Genomic DNA, 20,490 nt, shown 5'->3' on the forward strand with positions numbered 1-20,490 from the left:
GTACTAGATGAAAAACAGGTAGCTACTAAGTTAAATTATCTTCTCTTCGTTGGTGCATCAATGAGAGTTAAAATCAGTACGAGATCACGTTATTAGAGTCATTTGTAAGAGATGGCTACGATCTATTGTTTAACTAAAACATATCAAAATGAATTCCAATATACAATTTATACAGTATAGCCCTGAACAACTGGTTACAAAGTTAAGCTCTGATCTTAAGAGCCAACTAAAAGATATAATTGAAAATCTGAAACCTTGCGAAAAGGAAGTGTTAACTAGAGATGAAACCATTATTTTTCTTGGTATTGATCAATCAACATTATGGGAATGGACTAAACAAGGTAAGGTACAAGCATATGGAATTGGAGGGCGAAGATATTATAAGAAAAGTGAGTTGATAAACGCCTTAATTCCTATTCAATCTAAAAGAAAATTAACTATTAACGATGCAGCCTAATGATAGATAATGCAAAAATCTGGATTCCTCAAAAAAAACACCTACAGGATCATATCAATCATACTCGTGTCATTGATTTAAGCACAAAATTAGACCTATCAACCGGGTTGATAGATGCTTGCCCAAAAAGGGGTAAATACTTTAATATGGATGTCGTGCTAACATGTAAGAGTTCCTTTATAAGGGGCAGTATCCATATGCTTACCAATCTTCTAAATGGCAAGGAGAGAAAAAATTTTAATGATCTATGCTTTTCATCCTCTAATGAAAGTATTTCTCATTTAATTAAAGTTTTTGGATTGAATAAGAAGACATATATAACAAATCTAGAATTTGGATTAAATATTCAATTATCTAAAGATCCTCAAGAACTAATTGACTATAACTTATTAATGTATGACTTAGATCCCCCTAATGCAGATGAGAAATTTAGAGGCCGGGGCGATATGAAAGTATTTCACAAAACCGATTATTTACTCAAGATTTACAATAAGTCTAAACAATATCGCTTACAAAATCATATATTAAGAGTAGAAATAAAAATCATATCTAAACGTAAGCTTCAGAAGTTCGGAATAAATAGACTGGAGGATTTACAAAAGGAAGATGTAATAAGAAAACTATATGCTTTCTTGATGGGTGAAATCCAAAAACTTATAGTTATAGATGACTTTTCAGAAGTAGACATGACGCAAGAGGATCAAAATGAACTTAATTTATACACAAATCCCAATTACTGGAAAAAACTTAGTCGAGATAGAAGCTATAAGGTTAAAACAAACAGAAAGGCTAGATTTAAAGCTCTTATTACGAAATATCATTTAAACAGTATTCATAACGACATCCTAACAAAAGTATCTGAAAAGTTCTCACAAATGATGGACTGCCCACAACAATCATTAAAGATGGTTGCTTAGGGCATGAATGTCAAATATAGAAGGTCTAACAAATAAACCCTCTATATAGGCACATACTTTTATTTTGAAACATTCTCTATACGTGAGTGCCTTGCTTTACTTGCGTCTGCATATGAATCGAAAACATACAGGTCTCTTGATATAATTTTTGATTCAGCCTCTGTTTCACTAATTTCATATGCAGTCGCAAGCATTCTAAATTTGTTTGTGGCTCCTCTCAGAGCAGTTTCCCTTATGTTCTTTTCAGCATTATCCAAAGCTCTATATTTGAAGTCTTCGTCTATCTCAATGTTCACTTCCTCAATATCAGTAATATGCTGTACAGTTCTTTTAAGAATATGTTTCTCGTTATTATATGATGTATATAATTCATATGGTTGCTCAGCCGTAAAAACCATAAAGTAATACTTTGGAACTATCACCGGTTCGGAAGTTTCGACCGGAACTGCCTTAGGAATTGAATAATTTTGAGGTTCAATTTGATTTGAGGAATTATTATTCTGACAAGCCGAAACTAATAAAACTAAAAATAAGAAGTATATTGTTCTCATTAGAAATTGGTTTTTACCGTTCCTGTAAATTGCCCTTGAATTTGACCTACTGTGGTGACAAGATTAAAATTTATATTCGTATCGACTGTATTTTCTGTGATTATAATTCTTCCATTCTCTCCTATTAAATCAGACTGTTTGGAAACAATATTTGATGATGCTATTTCTCCGCCTTCAACTACTATATTATCCACAATTCCGTAGGATGCCAGATCTCTAGTTCCCGGGCTACTATTGTATTTGAATGTTCCTTTCGGAATAGTTGTTAATGGTTCATCAAACATTACAAAAAATGACGCTGCATGTGTCATTGAGTCAGAAAAACTTTCCACACCGTCAAAGTCATGATTTGTCGAAATTTCACCATCCGTAAGTATAATATTATACCCAGCAAAATCAAGATCAGAATATTTAGTAGCTAATATGTAAACATGTTTTATTGGATAAACTGTATTATTAACTTTAAAAAAATTTGTCCCTTGCTGATTTGTTACAGGGCTTTCGTCCGAACCTGAACAAGATACAATCAACAAAACGCTTAAGAATTGTACTATTTTTTTCATGTGCCTATAGATTTATCAGGTGTAAATATATAAAAAACGCATATATGCGTCCAAACAAATTTTAGATTGTTTACACCTTTGGATATGGATGCTTCAGAGGATACATTTATAAAGCTAGTTGGCTCACAAATTAAGAGACTCCGAGAACAAAGTGGACTTTCTCAGGAAGATTTGGCTAATGATTGTAACATCCCCAAATCACAGATTGGCAGAATTGAAAGAGCTGAAATTAACACCACTTTGCGCACATTATACAAAATTGCCTCTGTATTGGGTGTAGCTCCTTCTGAGCTTTTAAAACATTAATATTCCAACTTCCTTCTTTCTGCACTATCATCCATCTTTTGAGCATCTAAAAGATAACCTTCGGAAAGCTTTTTAAATATCTCAGCGACATTTGGATATTTATTCTTGTAATCTTTGGCAAGTTTGGCGAAGTAATTTGCATGACCTCTCTCTATATCGCCCCCCTCATTAGCCCCCCTTGAAGAAAAACCTCTTTTATTAAACATTTCTGACCTGTAGCCACTCTTTACATCATCAGAATTGATATTATCAACTACTTCAAATATAAATTCTTGTGGCCAAGAAGAGATATTTTCAGGATAGGTAGCTAAAACTTTACCTATATGAGAATCAGCCACATTTAATCTACCGGCCTGCTCAGCTAAATTTCTAGCCTGTTCAATCCATTCTACAAGCTGAGTTTTATCAATAGAGCTATCATCCTGCATACCAGGAATTTTTTTCCACGACCGTAAAAGACGGTAAGCCTGGGTCGCTCGGTTTTGAACTTGTTCATCTGACAGCGTATTTTCATCGGTATTAGCTTCAACATCACTATCCGGCCTGTACATCCACGTAATAAGATCAACAAAAAACTTAGGATTTTTTGACAGTTCTTCTTCTAATATTTTTGGATTTCTTTTACCATGATAAGAGTCAAAAATGGGCAGAAAAAGCCATTCCAGATTTACTAAGATCGAGTTATCAATATCATCTCGTTCATAAAGAGACTCAAAAATTCTTTCAATTTCATGTGTTTGAATATTAGGCTTTTCACTAGCCTCTTCATTAGCTGCTTTTTGTAATAGCTCAACTAATATTGTTGTCGGTAATTCTTTAGCAAAATGGGATGATACATCTATTGCTGAAAAGAAACGGCCATGTTTAATAAGATTTTTAATCCCAAAAGTTTTTTCATCATTCGAAACATGAAAAAACCTCGGATATATGTTTCTCCAATATTCAATTTGCACATCCTCATCAAGAGTTGAAACAAAATCCCATAATTCTTGAGTTTGATTTAAAGGTATAAGGATATTTGCCAATGCACTACTGTTAAAGCCATGAGTTTTGAAGGTATTATATATATTTATAATCCATTGAAAACCTTCAGAAATAAATTTGGTATAAAAAAAACCGTGTACAAACCTTGTATCTTGATCATCGGACAAACTATCAGAAATTGATAGAATATCAGCCTCATTAGTAAGCACATACGCAAGTGCTTCTGCAAATGCCCATGAATTTTTTATAGATTTTTTTATTTCTAAAGTACCTTGAACACCAAACTCAGACAAGAAAGTTTCGATGGCATTCCTCCTAACCTCGCTAATTTTTGCCTCTTGTTTCTTATGTCTATTTTCGAATTCTGCCTCTACAAATGGAAACCCTTCAGGAAAATCAGGCCATTGTTCATTAAATAGCCAAAGATTTCTACTTATAGTATCTTGTGGCGTAAGCTTTTTATATAATTTCTCATAATGCAAAAGTTCTGTCTCCGGTAAAGCCCAATCAGCATTTGAATATGATCTATGATGATGTAGTATTTTACGAAGTCCATTCCATGTCATTAAACTTGACATCTTCACATCAGAGGCGTGTTTTTCAACCCAATCAAAAATTTTTCTTCTATCAGTAGATGCTAAATTTACGGACTTATTAATCAATTCTAAAAATTTAGAATCTTCATATTCTAACGTTTCAAGAATAAGTGAAAAAACAGAAGAATAAGTATCATGAACTTCTTTATGAGTGTAATTTTGATGAGTATTTTTGTCAAATATTCTCCATCTCATTTTATGAGTGGTCTGTCCAATACCATTATAGTCTGGCATCATAGACATAAGCAATATCCATCCTGATTTTGGTTCCTTTTTAACTGCATAGGTTAGGGCTTCCATTCTCTCTTCAAACGTTGCCAATGTTTGAAAATGCCATGGCTTATAAATTTCTCTTACAGAATTTATAGGGCGATTAGACAAACTTCCACCCGGATCAAGTCGTGATAATGTAAGTAAAATAACTGTAACATCTAAAAGGTACTCTGGCATCCATGCCAAACCTTCTAAAGCCCAAAGAAGCCCCGTATGATTACTATTTGCATACAAAAAACCCTCCGTTTCAGTAAACATTTCTATTATTTGTGGTTTATTACTTGAGAGCGATTTTTTAACATTATTTAAAAAGCTAGTAGGTGATGCTTCAGCTATCAATGGAATTTCATGATTAATTGAAACCCATAGTTTGTCATTATCAACTTTAAGGAGCTCATTAATTATTTCATCAACCCATATTTGTGGTGTTTTTATATTTGCAATATTTAATCCGTCACCGAAACGTGCAATCAATATTAAAGATTGAGCCAATCCTTCTCTTGCCCAACTTGAAAATTCAGTTTTATTACTATAGTAAGAAAAAACAGTATCTTCACCCTCCGGCCGGATTACTGGGTTGCCATTTTTAAAAGCTTTAAAAAAACATTCACTGAAATTGTCAAAATCTGATTTTGTTATGTGAGCAGATAGATTTGTCCACAGATCAAGAGGTGATGTTAATCTCCATGTTTCTCCTATTTGAATTATTGGTGACTCTTCAAAATTTTTCCACTTAGCCAAAGTGACAACATATTCTGTATATTTTACCCCGGACAGCTTTTCTAAAATCTCTATATCACCGACATGAGTCTCATTCCACCTTCCCAAAAGTAATGCAGGAATAATCTCTTTAATATCTTCTGTAACAAACCACTTAGCTTTTGATGCCTCAAATCCAAGAAGTTTTTTTACTATTGTAATATTCCTACCTGCTTCCCTTGAAAATTTTTCTGCAGTTTCCTCACTTATTCCGCTTTTAATTAAAGAATTAATTTGTCCTTCTCTATTAATTGTCGGAAGTGTTATAGTTTCCTGTTGACTAAATGGATCATCTGCACCTAAGGGGATTAATATATGATGCCCTTCAGAAGCGGCTAAATAAAGTGGTTGCCTCTCATCAAACCTTGGAATTAAATTTAAGGAGGTACTAGAATTTATTCTAATTCCTCTAAAGTTACCCTCTGTATCTGTTATTAAAGATTTAGAGAAAAATCTTTCGGATTCTCCTTCAGGAAATTGCATTGCTGAAGCTATTATAAAAGCAATCGCCTCTTGCTTAGTTGACGCTCTCACACCCTTTATACTAGCAGATTCCTGTAATATTGTCAACAATTGCTGTTGTTCATATTCCCTTCCTGAAGTTATTATATCTGGTAATAATTTTAAACCATTCATCCCAGTCGACCATTCACTCCAAAATTCATCGGCTGTCATAATTCCATCAAAAGGATAACTTCCAACATGGCTAGAAAACCATCTTGATACAGACAAAGTAATCTCAAGCCATTGCTCTAAGTTCGACGAATCATATACAATTACATCTTTCCATATCCCCTCAGCTTTTTTTGCACTAACCCACTTATCTTTCATTTTCCAAAACCTAGGAGTAACAAAAATAAAGACACAATCCTTTTGGTTATATCCTTGAGGATCTTTAGTCCTTTTAGCATAATCATCGTCAGCTTTTCCTTTATTATCATCCTCAGTCCCAAACTCCCATAAAGATATTCCCTTAGGAACATATGGAGTTTCTTCTTGGCAATCTACAGTTCCATCCCATCCACCAATGAAAGCCGCACTACCTGAAGGAAAGTCTGCTTTTGTACCGTAGGGTGTACTAGCTCTAACTAAACGCGAAATAAGTGTAGGGAGTGTCCCTTTAGAATCAAATCTCGTTGCCCATTTTTCTATATGATCTCTTAAAATTAATTTCATATTGTAAGATTTAGTAAGATGGTTAAATGTAAGTATTTATATAAAAACATTTTCAGAATCATTCTATATTTTACTTACATTCATTTAATATAGGGAAAGCCTATAACTAAAGTTTATCTTCAATAACCTTTCAGATACAGCCGGCTAACTTTTGTCTTACCGGTGAATTAAAGACCTGTAGAAATTTAAGGTATTTACGCTCTTAATACTAATAGGGAAATACAATATTACTCTATTCTGAAAATAACTTATGAGTCATATGAGATTAGCTATCCGACACTCTTGAAATTAAAGAGTACAGTATTATCGAAACAAAATTCTATATATTAGATCACTTGTAATAAAGTTTTTCCTACTTTTAGCTACTTATTCAATCGATATGAAACTAGAATACTTTTATATAAAAGGCTTTCGAAGAATTTATGAGGCGAAAGTATTAATGGGTGACGCAACATTTCTTATTGGAGAAAACAATATAGGAAAAAGTTCAGTTTTAAAAGCCATAGAAACATTTTTTTCAGAAACACAAAAACTTTCTGAACAAGACTTCTTTAAAACAACAGATGATTGCACATTGGTTAATGAAGTTATAATGGAAGCTAAATTTATCGATTTACCAGCGGAAGCTAAAACTTGGAAAGGCTTTAAAGGAAGAATTATCGAAGAGAATGTAGGCGGCAAAAATAGCAATTGCATCTATTATAGAAAAACTTTCTCAAGGCAAGGAAACGTTGTGAGGGAAATGAAATGCTTTGATAAAACTATAAATTCTAAATTTTCCAAATGTAAATCACCTAATGATTATATTTCAGCAGGAATTGAAGAAGACATTATAAAAGAAGTATTCAGCTTTACAGACGGCAGTAAGTCTATCCCGGCAAAAGAACAAGAGAAATTAGAGCTAATCTCGGAAATATGGGATGTTAACGAGGTTGATGCTAAATGGGCTAATAACCCAGGAGGAATTGAAGGAAACATATCAATACGTTTACCAAAATTCTTAATAATCCCGGCAGAATATAGAAAAGATGATATAGAAGGTAAAACTGGGACTTTGCAAAAGATGATGAAAGAACTTTTTGAAGATGTTCGTGAAATCTCTGAAAATTATAAGTTAGCTCAGCATTATCTAAATTTGTTGGCGAGTGAATTGAGTCCTGATGATGATACCAAAGAATTTGGAAAAATGGTTCAAGAGATCAACACTATTATTGGAGGCGTATTTACCGAAACTAAAATTCATATTGAAACTCTTTTAGGTGATGCCTCATCAATAACACCCTCTTTTGACATTGAAATGAGCAGTAATGTTAGAACGAAACCCGAAAGACAGGGAATGGGTTCTATACGTTCAACCGTTTTTGCATTGTTAAGATATAGAGAAAATTTTGTTGAAAGAAAGCGTATGGCCGGAGTATCTTTACGACCATTAATCATTGGATTCGAAGAGCCTGAAATGTATTTGCATCCAAACGCTGCTGCTTTAATGAGGGAAAAAATATATGAATTAGCAACTTCTACTAATTCAAAAATAATTTGCACAACTCATTCCCCCTATATGATTGATTTGAGTAAAAAAATTGATGATACTGACTATCCTAAACAAGTACTTAATTCTTTTAAACTAGAATTTGATAGTGGAGTAGGATGTTTCATTTCTAGATCAGTACCTTTTAATACTACAGAAGCATATAGAGGTCTTCAAAATGAAGAGAAGCAATATGTAAAATTTATTTTGAAAATTGACGACAATATTGCAAAAGTCTTCTTCTGTAAAAGAATAATAATTGTTGAGGGTGACACAGAAGAAATTCTTTTAAAAGAAACAGTAAATAGGTTGCCAGATAATGAAAAGAAAAGGTTTTTAACCGATTATCAAATAGTTAAAGCAAGGGGTAAAGCAACAATCATTTCGTTAGTTAAATATCTGCGAGCAATGTCTATTACACCATTTGTAATACATGACGAAGATACTGAGCCCGGTGCAGTAAAATTTAATGACCCAATTTTGCAATCTCTTGAAGATGAGAAATACAGGTTTATGGTTAAACACACTATCGAAGATTTACTTGAATACCCAGAACCTTCCTCAGAAAAACCATATCGTGCTTATGAGCACATTTCCAAATGGGGGAGTGAATGGAAAAGTATACCTAATAAATGGAAAACGGCTTTCGAAACTTATATAGCCCCCGAACTTTTTGATTATAGCGTCCAAGCCGGAAAGGAAAACAACTGTGATTCTATAGAATGAATGTCCATTAAATAGCTAATCTAATACTTGTATTGACTTCACAATATTTGATGTTACATACATCTATTATTATATCGTTTTTTATATAAATACCATGTGTATATCTAACCAACCACCCACAAAAATGATGGGTACTCTTAAAGCATTTTCTATCCACCCCCCACTTTCGATAATAAATAAAAACTTTATATTTGATAGATTAGTTTTTTCCTATTATCAGGCTGATTTTATTTTGAAAAGTATTTACCGTACAGAAATCGTACAAACATCAATAACAATAAATCCCTATGAACTGAATATCAATTCAATAGGGATTTACTAAGCAGAGAGGAAGGGATTCGAACCCTCGATACCCTTTTGGAGTATACACACTTTCCAGGCGTGCGCCTTCGACCACTCGGCCACCTCTCTAAGTTGCGGGCAAAAATAGGCTTTCTGTCCGGATATAAAAATTTTAATTATGATAATTCACCACGTAGTGAAGTTTCAAAAACCATTTTGAACTCTTCATGCGGAACGTCTTGTCCCAATAGGTACATCATTTTGGTAATTGCAGCTTCGGTAGTAATATCTTCACCAGATATTACACCTAACTTCTTAAGCATGGTACTCGTTTCATAATGGCCCATGTTCACACTGCCTCCCGAGCACTGCGTTACGTTTACCACGTGCAGTCCGTTTGCTATTGCCTTCTGTAGTATGTTGATAAACCAGTCTTCTGATGGTGCATTACCGCTACCGTAGGTTTCCAGCACCATACCTTTAAGTCCTGGTATATTTACGATAGCCGACAATACCGCCTCGCTGATGCCAGGGAACATTTTTACGATAACCACATTCGAGTCCATTTCGTGGCTAACTTTCAGATCACTGTCATTAGCCACAGGCCATAAAAGGTCGTTGCTTACTTTCAGGTGTACGCCGGATTCCGCCAAGGCAGGATAGTTAGGCGATGTAAAGGCATTAAAATGCTCGGCACTGATTTTTGTGGTACGGTTACCACGATATAATTTATATTCAAAGTACAAACAAACCTCCTGGATGACAGGCAGGTGTTTGTGTCGTAAAGAAGCTATCTGAATTGCAGTGATAAGATTTTCTTTGGCGTCGGTACGCAAATCGCCGATAGGTAGTTGCGAACCTGTAAACACTACCGGTTTCTTAAGATTCTCCAGCATAAAGCTCAGTGCCGATGCCGAATAGGACATAGTATCTGACCCGTGAAGGATAACAAAGCCGTCAAACTTATCGTAGTTCTCCTCTACAATAGTGGCGATCTTAACCCATTTAGACGCATCCATGTTAGAGGAATCGATAGGGTTTTCGAAAGAGATGGTTTCTATATCGCAATCCAGTAATTTCAGTTCGGGAATGCGTTGCAGCAGTTTTTTAAAATCGAAAACCTTAAGGGCACCGGTTTCGTGGTTTTTCACCATCCCGATGGTTCCTCCGGTATATACCAATAAAATAGTAGGCTTAGACTGCATTCTCGTATTTCATTTTATTAACCACCGGATTGGCATACATCGCAAGGAAACCTTCTCTCATAACCTTATTTTCGATATCGATTCGCATTTCGAGCCTTCTTTCAAAAAGGTTCTTCTCCTTCTCCGTATAATGGTTTGCAAAACGATTGGTATCGTTAAGCAGGTCGTAGGCAATATAATTGGTAGGCCAAAGCTTATAGGTTGTCAGTATAGAATCGTCTATAACCTGAGCCAGAGCCTGTATCTGTTTGTTTTGGTTGTCGTTCTCCTCCTTGATAACGTCAAGTTCCTTGTCGAGAATATCCCCCACGTGGATATGAATGTGTTTCTTCTGCCCCATTATACCACTGATAAGCGTCATGAAATCCTCGTTCTTTTCCTTAATGTAAACCTCATCATTTGCTTCAGCCATAAGGCGTGGCATTTTCAGCATATCGGTAGGATCATATTCATAAGAAATTGAAACCGGAACGATTTTGATCTTCTTAAAATAATCCATCAGGTTCTCTTCGTCCGATCCCATGGCAAGCATTTTAAGAACACCCTGTTGGGTCATGTCATTACCGTCTTTGGTACGTCCTTCACGCTGTGCTATCCAAACCGAACGGTTTTCGCGGGTTAGCAACTGGCATATATATTCCGACATCAGCTTAGAGCTTTGCAGCAGTTCTCTTGGCGAAAGGCTACGCTGTACCAAAAAGTTTCGGTTAAGGCGCGACAAAGTATGCAGAAATGCTTTTTGAACCAGGTTATCACCAATAGCAGATGCCGTCATGATAAGACCGTGGTCGTATAATGATACGTTTATTAACGATGTATCCAGAATAATATCCCTGTGGTTAGAAATAAACAGGTATGGTGTATGCTTATCTAATTTTTCAAATCCGGAAGTAGTCAGTCCGTCGGAGCTTTTCTGCAATACCTGCTGAATAGCATTGTATATAAAATTAATCTGGAAATCACGTTTAGAGTGCGTTTTCCTTAGCTGATTGGCCCATACCTCCTCTTCCACATCCGGGAATGTGAAACTCATTAGCGCTTTCATCATTGGGTGATGCACAACGCTACATATAGCCTCATTTACCTCACTATCATAAAAAGGCCTTATATGGTCAAATTTAGACATGTACTTCTTTATGGTTAATACAATTCACAAAAGAACAAAAAAATAATGACTTTCTCTTTAAATCTTTTTTAAATCCCGTAAATCTCCTTAGAATTCTGAGTTGTGATTTCTGCTATTTCTGCAACACTCTTACCGTAAATGGCAGCAAGTTTTTCAGCAACCAGCAACGTATAGCTGCTTTCATTTCGCTTGCCCCTGTGCGGTACCGGCGACAGGTAAGGCGAATCGGTTTCTAACACAATATGTTTCAGGTCGATATCAGCTAAAAACTGGTCGATCTTACCGTTTTTAAAAGTCGCTACCCCTCCTATTCCGAGTTTCATGTTATAGGAAATTGCTTTTTGAGCATGCTCAAAATCACCTGTAAAACAATGGAAAATTCCGTAAAGATTTTCTCCCTTTTCACTTTCCAGCACCTCAAAAACTTCATCAAAAGCATCACGACAATGGATATTTATAGCCAGTCCGTACTTTTTCGCCAGTTGTATCTGATGCTTAAAAGCGTGCTGCTGCTCGGCAAGGCGGGTTTTATCCCAGTATAGATCGACACCTATTTCTCCTACCGCAACAAACTTTCGCGATGCCAACTCACGCTCTACATGCGCCAGCTCTTCAAGGTAATTTTCTTTTACATACGTAGGATGCAAGCCCATCATCAAAAACACATTTTCAGGATATTGGTTTTCAATATCATACATCTGCTGTGTATACGACGAATCGATAGATGGTACAAAAAGACGTGTCACTCCTGCATCAAAGGCACGCTGCATCATGGCGTCGCGGTCTTCAGCAAATTCTTCACTGTATAAATGAGTATGGGTATCGGTAAGGATCATAAAAGCAATTTTGGACCGTAAAATTACAAAGTTGGCCTGTCTTTTGCCGTACTATTATCATATTTTAAAGTATTTTTGACCAAAAGCAACACAGAAAATGGAAAACCTGTATGCCACACTTAAAGAAAAAGGCTATACCCGCATAAAATTCAAGATTTCAAAGACCCAGCATTTATTGATAAAAGGCAAGATAAACGGAGTTACAGGAAACTTTATCCTGGACACCGGGGCTTCTAACAGCTGTGTGGGCTTTGAAGGCATTTCCCTTTTTGAGCTTTCCGCAAATGACTCTGACACTAAAGCTGCAGGAGCAGGCGGAACCGGTATGGCAACCCAGACATCCCTGAACAACAAACTGAAACTGGGCAGATGGAGCAACAAAAACTTCGGACTCGTTATTTTTGATATGTCGCATGTAAACGAAGCGCTACGCCAATACAAAGCCAAACCCGTTCATGGCATCATTGGAGCCGATATTTTAATGAAAGGCAAGGCTATTATTGATTACTATAATCATTGTGTTTATTTGAAGTAAAAAACTTACTTTCAATATATTAATGCAAAATTTTTTCATATTTTAGCTACCACTAAACCAACCACGTATGAAAAAATTATTACTTATTCTTCTTTTGGGACATTGGCTTATGCTCAGCCAAACATTAATTCACCTATGGATCTGACCGTCTGCGAGTCCTCTCCCGGACTTGGTTTTTTTAACCTTACACTCAACAGTAACGATGTGCTCGCTGGTCTGAACCCTAATTCTTTTACAGTCGCATATTACGACACACTTGCTCAAGCCAATGCTGGTATAGGTGAAATTTTAAACCCTACCAATTTTACTTCTACAAATAACAATGTTGTATATGTAAGGGTTACTGAAATTGCAAACAGTAATAATTATGCTGTAGCATCTTTCAACCTTATTGTTTTTCCTTTACCAACATCACCTGACTTACCATCAATTGAACAATGTGAATCAATATTTGACCTAACAACAAATAGTGGTCTCATCGGAAGCCCCTATGATATATCATATTATACCAACCTATCGGATGCTGAAGCAGGTTTTGCTGCAATTTCAAATCCTCAAAGCTATATCAGCGAGACATCCACTTCAATTTGGGTGAGAATTATGAGCAGCGAGGGATGCTATATAATAAAAGAACAACAACTTATACTTATAGCAGGACCGTTTGATGTAACTGCCGAATTTGATAATCAATCTATTACTTTTATTGTAACTCCCGAAGGCATTTACGAATACGCTCTAGATAACGGAGATTGGCAGGACTCACCGAATTTTTACAATATTCCATACGGAACTCATATAGGACAGGTTAGAAATATCTGCGGAATTACCGTTGCTCTAACTCTTGAAGTGACCCCTATCGCACCAACTGGTATACCAGAACAAACCTTTACCGAAGGTGCAACATTAGCCGATATTGAAGTTCAAGGCGAAAATATTCAATGGTATGATAATGATGGCGAAGGAATGCCGGATTTCCCTGATGGAACAAGCCAGCCGTTACCTCTTACTACACTACTTGTTGATGGTGAGACTTACTATGCATCGCAAACCATAAGCGGTGTAGAGAGCTCGCAACGCCTGGCAGTAACCGTAAACCTTATCTTAAGCAATGAAGATTTCATATTTAAAGGACTGCGTTATTACCCTAACCCTACCAACAATGTATTGAACATTCAAAACGCAACGGATATAAATTCAGTTTCTATAGTGAATGCTTTAGGGCAAAAAATTATTTCCAAAACTATAAACAGTACTACTACACAGGTAGATGTCTCATCACTTAGCAAAGGTGTTTATTTTGTGACCGTAAATTCCGGTAACGCATCCAAAACTATAAAAGTTATAAAAGAATAAACGAATCTCTAAAAGCCCTTAAAAGGGCTTTTTTCATTTTAACACGCAACCTTTAGGTGGCTCATGCATCTAGTTATAAACGGTTAAGTTTTATCTGCCGAAAGGCATCTATATATTGAAACCCTGATGTTTGGCATCAGGGTTTTCGCTTTTATACTATTTCATAATTTTAATTCCGGTAGGGTATTTAAAAAGTAAATTGTTTCAATAGAGCATGCAAACTCATAATGAACATAAACTAACTTATATCTTACAATCATGAAAAGGAAAATATTACTCTTGCCTGCACTTTTACTTTTCGCGTTTTTTAGCGCCTGCGATTATGAACCTGTAGACATAGTTACCCCTGAAGAAAACATTCCTGAAAATCCATCAAACCCTAATCCGGAAGTTCCTGAAACTCCTGAAGCACCAACCGCAGCCGAATTTAACGCACTGCACCAGGAAGCTCTTGAAAACCTAAAACAGGAATTTACTTTCGATACTTCTCAAAGTGTTGTGACATTTACGTCTGAAAAAGGTGTCCAGATATCCCTATATCCAGCTTGCTTGACTAAAAACGGAGTAGCTGTTACCGGAAGCGTAGATCTTGAATATATAGAAGTTTTTAACCGCGGTAATATGCTTACAGCAAGCAAACCTACTATGGGACTTACACCAAGCGGTGAAAAAGGCCTGCTTATCTCCGGAGGTGAATTTTATATTAATGCCACACAAGATGGCGTTCAGCTTGAAATGGGTTGCGGAATGCAACTGATGGTTCCCACAAACCTTACCGGAGGACAGGATAATGACATGACAATTTGGTTTGGTGCCGAAGATGAGAACGGCAACGTTGTGTGGGATGAAGTTAATCCGGACAACCCGCAGGGACAACAGGAAGCCGGCGTAGGTGCCGAAGGCGGTAACTACTATTGTTACTTTAACCATTTTGGATGGACCAATATCGACCGTTTCTATAGCGACCCAAGACCAAAAACCACCATATATGTAGATGTGCCTGAGGGGTATGATGATACTAACAGCAAGGTTTTTGTTGCCTATGTTGGCGAAACCAATGCACTTGCCTTATTAGACATATATGATGAAGATACCGAACTTTTCAGTGAGCATTATGGACAAATCCCTATCGGGCTGGAATGTTATGTGATTTTTGCATCCGAACAGGACGGAGAATGGGTATATGCCATTAAACCTGTAACCATTGTTGCCGATCAGATTATTGTTATAAATGATACTGAACTCGACACTATTACCGAAGCCGAACTTATTGCCCTCATAGATGCATTACCTTAAAAAAATGATTTCTGTTATTAATTGAGAGTAGCAAATCCCTGTACCCCAATACAGGGATTTTGTTTTTAGGCTCCTGAATAATCAGGTACTTTTACCTGATTATCTACTAATCGTTCTGGTTATATTGCAGTCAACCCAAAAACCAATAACAGTGGTTTAAAAGTAAACTGATTCCCCAATATCCCCTATTAACGAAAAACCCCGCTCAATGAGCGGGGTTTCTTTTTTTATAATGAGCTTAGAACTATAGTTCAAGCGCTTTTTTAGGATTGTTGTCCATAAGTAGCTCAACAGGATTCTCAAGAGCTTCTTTAACCGCTACAAGGAAACCAACTGACTCACGTCCGTCGATGATTCTGTGGTCGTAAGAAAGTGCCACATACATCATTGGATGGATCTCAACTTTACCGTTTACAGCGATAGGACGCTCGATAATGTTGTGCATACCAAGGATACCTGACTGTGGAGGGTTAATGATTGGTGTAGAAAGCATACTTCCGAATACACCACCGTTAGTAATTGTAAATGTACCTCCTGTCATATCATCAACAGTAATCTGACCATCACGTGCACGTAGTGCAAGACGTTTGATCTCTGCCTCAATACCACGGAATGTAAGTGTTTCAGCATTTCTTACTACAGGCACCATAAGTCCTTTAGGACCAGATACTGCAATAGAGATATCAGCAAAATCATAAGTCGTTTTAAAGTCACCGTCAATCATTGAGTTAACATCCGGGAACAATTGAAGCGCTCTTACAACAGCTTTTGTAAAGAATGACATATAACCAAGGCTCACACCATTGTGTTTTGCTTTGAATGCATCTTTAAATTCGTTACGAACATTGTTTATAGGTGTCATGTTTACCTCGTTGAACGTGGTAAGCATAGCTGTTTCGTTTTTAGCGGCAACCAAACGCTCAGCCACTTTACGGCGAAGCATAGAAAGCTTAGTACGCTCAGAACCACGGTTACCACCTGTAGGAGTACCCATAGATGCTTTACCTGTAGCGTTTACAGCATCGTCTTTAGTTATTCTTCCGCCTTTACCTGTACCGGTAACGTCAGAAGCAGGGATATTTTTCTCGTCTAATATTTTTTTAGCAGCCGGAGATGGTGTCCCTGCCGCATAGCTTGCAGGTGCAGCCGGAGCCGGAGCAGCAGCTTTAGGTTCTTCTTTTTTCTCTTCAGCTTTAGGAGCCTCAGGTGCTTTAGCAGCAGCCGGAGCAGCATCACCACTTGGCTTACCATCAGTATCGATAAGGCAAACTACCTGCCCTACTTTTACTGCATCACCTTCTTCTGCTTTTAGGGTAATGATACCGCTAACCTCAGCAGGAAGTTCTAGTGTTGCTTTATCTGAATCAACTTCGGCAATTGCCTGATCTTTCTCTACATAATCTCCGTCTTTTACAAGCCATGTTGCGATCTCAACCTCTGTAATCGACTCCCCCGGTGAAGGGACTTTCATTTCTAAAATCATGTCAGTATAATTTTATTTGTGTTTCCTATCTTTTTTGAAAATCAAAAGTACGATAATTAATTAAATAAGTTTTTGTCAAAAACCATAGCTATGGCCGCTGCATGACGTTTTTTAGAACGTGTGTAGCTACCTGCTGCAGGTGCACTGTATGCTTTTGGAGCCGCAAGTCTTAGCTTAACTTCGTTAAAGTTCATAAGCATGTAGCTGTAAGCACCCATGTTTCTTGGCTCTTCCTGTGCCCACACATAATCGTCAGCATTAGGATATTGTGCTATGATTTCTTTGATCTGCTCTACCGGAAGCGGGAACAGTTGTTCTATCCTTACAAAGGCTACGTCGTCACGCTTAAGATTTTCTCTTTCAGCGATAAGGTCATAGTAGAATTTACCTGTACAGAACACAAGCGTTTTCACTTTCTTAGCGTCTGCTGCAGGGTCGTTTATCACTTCCTGGAAGCTGCCGTTTGCAAACTCATCCGCAGAAGAAACTACTAATGGGTGACGTAGTAAACTCTTAGGTGTAAACACGATAAGTGGCTTACGGAAGGTAGTTTTCATTTGTCTTCTTAACAAGTGGAAGAAGTTAGCCGGCGTTGTACAGTCTGCCACATACATATTGTGGTTTGCACAAAGCTGAAGGTAACGCTCCATACGCGCCGAAGAGTGCTCAGCACCCTGGCCTTCGTAACCGTGAGGCAATAGCATCACAAGTCCGTTTTGGTTGTTCCATTTATCTTCGGCAGCAGAGATATACTGGTCAAGCATGATCTGTGCACCGTTAGAGAAGTCACCAAACTGCGCTTCCCAAATGGTCAGTGTTTTAGGGCTCGCAAGGGCATAACCATAATCAAAACCTACAACACCATATTCTGAAAGCAATGAATTGTAAATATGGAATTTACCTTTCTGGTCTTTCAGATGGTTAAGAAGAATTACTTCTTCTTCTGAATCCTCAACCTTTACTACCGCATGACGGTGAGAGAAAGTACCCCTCTCTACGTCCTGTCCTGAGATACGAACATCATATCCTTCTGTCATCAATGAACCGTAAGCAAGCAATTCAGCCATAGCCCAATCCAGCTTATCAGTATCAAAATACATCGTCTTTCTGTCGTTGATAAGCTTCTGTATCTTATTAATGAATTTTTTATCAGAAGGAAGTTCTGTAATCACTTTTGCGATATCGGTAAGCATGTCTTTAGAGAAAGTCGTGTTTACCTTTTTAAGCATTTCCTGCTCGTCAGCCTGACCATAACCTTCCCACTCGTTCTGCATGAACGGAGTGATGATAGTAAGCTCTTTTTTTCTTGAAGCCTCAAGATTCTCTTCAAGAACTGCTTTGTATTCTTTTTCAAGACCACCTACATAATCCGCAGCTATAATGCCGTCAGCTATAAGCTTCTCAGCATAGATATCTCTTGGGTTTTTATGTTTAGCAATGATCTTGTATAGTTTAGGCTGTGTAAAACGAGGCTCATCACCTTCGTTATGGCCATATTTTCTGTATCCTAAAAGGTCAATGAACACGTCGCTTCCAAATTCCATTCTGTAATCAAGCGCAAATAACATAGCGTGTACAACAGCTTCTGCATCATCTGCATTTACGTGAAGTACCGGCGAAAGCGTTACTTTAGCGATATCTGTACAGTAGGTTGACGAACGTGCATCAAGGTAGTTGGTTGTAAAACCAACCTGGTTGTTCACCACAACGTGGATAGTACCACCCGTTTTGTAACCATCAAGCTTAGCCATCTGAACGATCTCGTAAACAATACCCTGACCCGCTACGGCAGCATCACCGTGTAGCGCGATAGGAAGCACTTTAGAGAAATCGTCGGCATAATGCCTGTCTTGTTTCGCTCTTGCAATACCCTCTATAACTGCACCTACAGTTTCAAGGTGCGAAGGGTTTGGCGCAAGGTTGATATTTATTTGCTTACCATTTCTTGTTTTCTTATCAGCTGTAAGTCCAAGGTGGTATTTTACGTCACCATCAAAAAGGGCGTCATCATCATAGTCTTTACCATCAAACTCACTGAAGATATCTGAAGTCGACTTACCAAATACGTTAGCAAGAACGTTAAGACGGCCACGGTGAGCCATACCCATTACGAACTGCTCAACACCTTTATCTGCTGCACCTTCAATAAGTGCATCAAGCGCAGGGATAAGCGACTCACATCCCTCAAGAGAGAAACGTTTCTGACCTACATATTTTGTATGAAGGAAGTTCTCGAAAGAAACCGCCTCATTTAATTTACCAAGAATATTCTTTTTCTGATCAGCAGAGAAAGAAGGCTGGTTAGCATTAACCGTAAGCCTGTTTTGAATCCACAGTCTTACCTGCGGATCACGGATGTACATATACTCAACACCAATGTGCTGGCAGTATACCTTACGAAGGTGATCTACGATTTGGGCAAGAGTAGCGTTTTGAAGACCTACTTCTTTACCTGCATCAAACACAGTGTTAAGATCGGCATCTGAAAGACCGAAGTTCTCAAGTGCTAATGAAGGAGTAAAGATTCTCCTGTCCCTAACCGGATTGGTTTTGGTAAACAGGTGGCCACGCGTGCGGTAACCTTCGATAAGATTAAGCACCTTAAATTCTTTCTGAAGTTTTTCAGGGATACCTGAATAATCAGATACCGGCTGAGTTGCGGTAGCAGTAGCTGCCCCGGGAGCATCAAGAGTTTCAAATCCGCCTCCGTACTCTACAGTACTACCAAAATCAAACCCCTGGAAAAAGCTTCTCCAGCTGGGTTCAACGCTGTCCGGATTCTCTATATATTGATCGTATAAATCTGCAAAAAAAGCAGTATGTGCTGCGTTTAAAAAGGAAAACCTGTCCATACTAATGTATTTATGACCTTTGTTTTTAAAAAATTTTATGCAAAAGTACAATATTTGTAATAATCTTTCAGTGTTTTTTATATATTTATATTTCAAACCTCACATACTATCGGCCATGAAATCAGACATCTTAAGTTTTTTAACAAAAGCTGCACTATCCATGAGTTTTTTTATGTGTTTTACAGCCGTTAACGCACAACAAAATGATTTTTGGAGCAAGGTACGTTTTGGAGGCGCCATAGGAGCCGGTTTCGGAAGCGGTTATACCGATGTAACACTTGCACCACAGGCTATTTACCAGTTTAACCAATATGTTGCTTTAGGCATAGGAATACAGGGAAGCTACTCCGAACAAAAGCACCTTTACTCATCGTGGATGTATGGAGGGAGCGTAATAGGATTATTCAATCCAATCCCACAGGTACAACTATCAGCAGAATTAGAACAACTAAGGGTAAATCTTGATGTAGAACCTGACCGCTACGGACAATATGATGGCTACAGCAGGGATTTCTGGAACACAGGATTATTTTTGGGTGCCGGTTACAATACCGGAAATGTTATTATAGGCATCCGTTACAATGTATTGTTTAACGACAACGATTATGTTTACAGTGAAGCCTGGATGCCGTTTGTAAGGGTTTATTTTTGAGTCCAAAAACACTTAAACCCGAATTATCAACGTA

At 37.4% G+C, this 20,490-nt stretch carries 16 protein-coding genes and 1 tRNA gene; 8 read left to right on the forward strand and 9 right to left on the reverse strand.

From position 1 onward, the window contains the following. Positions 1–148 precede the first annotated feature (148 nt). Entirely contained in the window at positions 149–457 is a 309-nt protein-coding gene (locus tag DEU42_RS09940) for a helix-turn-helix domain-containing protein (protein ID WP_114758145.1), read from the forward strand. Continuing rightward, positions 457–1,374: a hypothetical protein gene (locus DEU42_RS09945; RefSeq protein ID WP_114758146.1), complete on the forward strand. Its 918-nt coding sequence runs from the start codon at positions 457–459 to the stop codon at positions 1,372–1,374. The genes DEU42_RS09940 and DEU42_RS09945 overlap by 1 nt, the downstream gene beginning before the upstream one ends. A gap of 59 nt (positions 1,375–1,433) precedes the next feature. On the opposite strand, the gene DEU42_RS09950 is transcribed toward DEU42_RS09945, so the two are convergent. After that, a complete protein-coding gene (locus DEU42_RS09950) occupies positions 1,434–1,925 on the reverse strand; it encodes a hypothetical protein (protein ID WP_114758147.1) in 492 nt (163 codons plus the stop codon). Beyond that, positions 1,925–2,488 carry a hypothetical protein gene (locus DEU42_RS09955; RefSeq protein ID WP_114758148.1) on the reverse strand — a complete coding sequence of 188 codons (564 nt, stop codon included), beginning with the start codon at positions 2,486–2,488 and terminating at the stop codon, positions 1,925–1,927. Before DEU42_RS09955 ends, DEU42_RS09950 begins: the two co-directional genes overlap by 1 nt. A gap of 84 nt (positions 2,489–2,572) precedes the next feature. Here DEU42_RS09955 and DEU42_RS09960 point away from each other — a divergent pair, with 84 nt between their 5' ends. Beyond that, on the forward strand, positions 2,573–2,794 hold the full coding sequence (locus tag DEU42_RS09960; protein WP_114758149.1) for a helix-turn-helix domain-containing protein: 222 nt from the start codon (positions 2,573–2,575) through the stop codon (positions 2,792–2,794). Here the strand turns inward: DEU42_RS09960 and DEU42_RS09965 are convergent. Next, entirely contained in the window at positions 2,791–6,582 is a 3,792-nt protein-coding gene (locus DEU42_RS09965) for a hypothetical protein (protein ID WP_114758150.1), read from the reverse strand. The two genes, DEU42_RS09960 and DEU42_RS09965, sit on opposite strands and share 4 nt — an antisense overlap. Positions 6,583–6,961: 379 nt before the next feature. On the opposite strand from DEU42_RS09965, the gene DEU42_RS09970 reads away from it, so the two are divergent. Next, positions 6,962–8,836, forward strand: a complete 1,875-nt coding sequence (locus tag DEU42_RS09970) for an ATP-dependent nuclease (RefSeq protein WP_114758151.1) — start codon at positions 6,962–6,964, stop codon at positions 8,834–8,836. A gap of 323 nt (positions 8,837–9,159) precedes the next feature. Here DEU42_RS09970 and DEU42_RS09975 read toward each other — a convergent pair. The 4 genes from DEU42_RS09975 to DEU42_RS09990 form a co-directional block, all read right to left on the reverse strand. Further along, a tRNA-Ser gene (locus tag DEU42_RS09975) sits at positions 9,160–9,247 on the reverse strand. A 47-nt stretch (positions 9,248–9,294) separates the two neighbouring features. Next, positions 9,295–10,323, reverse strand: coding sequence for an asparaginase (locus tag DEU42_RS09980; RefSeq protein WP_114758152.1), 1,029 nt, complete (start codon positions 10,321–10,323; stop codon positions 9,295–9,297). Continuing rightward, positions 10,313–11,449 (reverse strand): 1-acyl-sn-glycerol-3-phosphate acyltransferase, encoded by a 1,137-nt coding sequence (locus DEU42_RS09985; RefSeq protein WP_114758153.1) that lies wholly within the window; start codon positions 11,447–11,449, stop codon positions 10,313–10,315. Before DEU42_RS09985 ends, DEU42_RS09980 begins: the two co-directional genes overlap by 11 nt. 68 nt (positions 11,450–11,517) lie before the next feature. Continuing rightward, positions 11,518–12,285 carry a TatD family hydrolase gene (locus DEU42_RS09990; protein ID WP_114758154.1) on the reverse strand — a complete coding sequence of 256 codons (768 nt, stop codon included), beginning with the start codon at positions 12,283–12,285 and terminating at the stop codon, positions 11,518–11,520. A gap of 97 nt (positions 12,286–12,382) precedes the next feature. Between DEU42_RS09990 and DEU42_RS09995 the strand changes: the two genes are divergently transcribed. From DEU42_RS09995 to DEU42_RS10005, 3 genes are all read left to right on the forward strand, one after another. Next, on the forward strand, positions 12,383–12,820 hold the full coding sequence (locus DEU42_RS09995; RefSeq protein WP_114758155.1) for a retropepsin-like aspartic protease: 438 nt from the start codon (positions 12,383–12,385) through the stop codon (positions 12,818–12,820). 135 nt (positions 12,821–12,955) lie between these two features. After that, positions 12,956–14,173 (forward strand): T9SS type A sorting domain-containing protein, encoded by a 1,218-nt coding sequence (locus tag DEU42_RS10000; RefSeq protein ID WP_147278101.1) that lies wholly within the window; start codon positions 12,956–12,958, stop codon positions 14,171–14,173. Between the two features lie 258 nt (positions 14,174–14,431). Continuing rightward, a complete protein-coding gene (locus DEU42_RS10005) occupies positions 14,432–15,469 on the forward strand; it encodes a hypothetical protein (RefSeq protein WP_114758157.1) in 1,038 nt (345 codons plus the stop codon). A gap of 244 nt (positions 15,470–15,713) precedes the next feature. On the opposite strand, the gene odhB is transcribed toward DEU42_RS10005, so the two are convergent. Together odhB and DEU42_RS10015 are read right to left on the reverse strand one after the other, a co-directional pair. Then, positions 15,714–16,952, reverse strand: coding sequence for a 2-oxoglutarate dehydrogenase complex dihydrolipoyllysine-residue succinyltransferase (odhB, locus tag DEU42_RS10010; RefSeq protein WP_114758158.1), 1,239 nt, complete (start codon positions 16,950–16,952; stop codon positions 15,714–15,716). Between the two features lie 56 nt (positions 16,953–17,008). After that, positions 17,009–19,804: a 2-oxoglutarate dehydrogenase E1 component gene (locus tag DEU42_RS10015; protein ID WP_114758159.1), complete on the reverse strand. Its 2,796-nt coding sequence runs from the start codon at positions 19,802–19,804 to the stop codon at positions 17,009–17,011. A 115-nt stretch (positions 19,805–19,919) separates the two neighbouring features. Between DEU42_RS10015 and DEU42_RS10020 the strand changes: the two genes are divergently transcribed. Next, the gene (locus tag DEU42_RS10020) at positions 19,920–20,456 is read left to right on the forward strand and encodes a hypothetical protein (protein WP_114758160.1); all 537 of its coding nucleotides are present in this window, start codon (positions 19,920–19,922) and stop codon (positions 20,454–20,456) included. Positions 20,457–20,490 lie beyond the last annotated feature (34 nt).

It is taken from the genome of Flavobacterium sp. AG291, from assembly GCF_003350375.1.
Taxonomy (GTDB): domain Bacteria; phylum Bacteroidota; class Bacteroidia; order Flavobacteriales; family Flavobacteriaceae; genus Flavobacterium; species Flavobacterium suzhouense.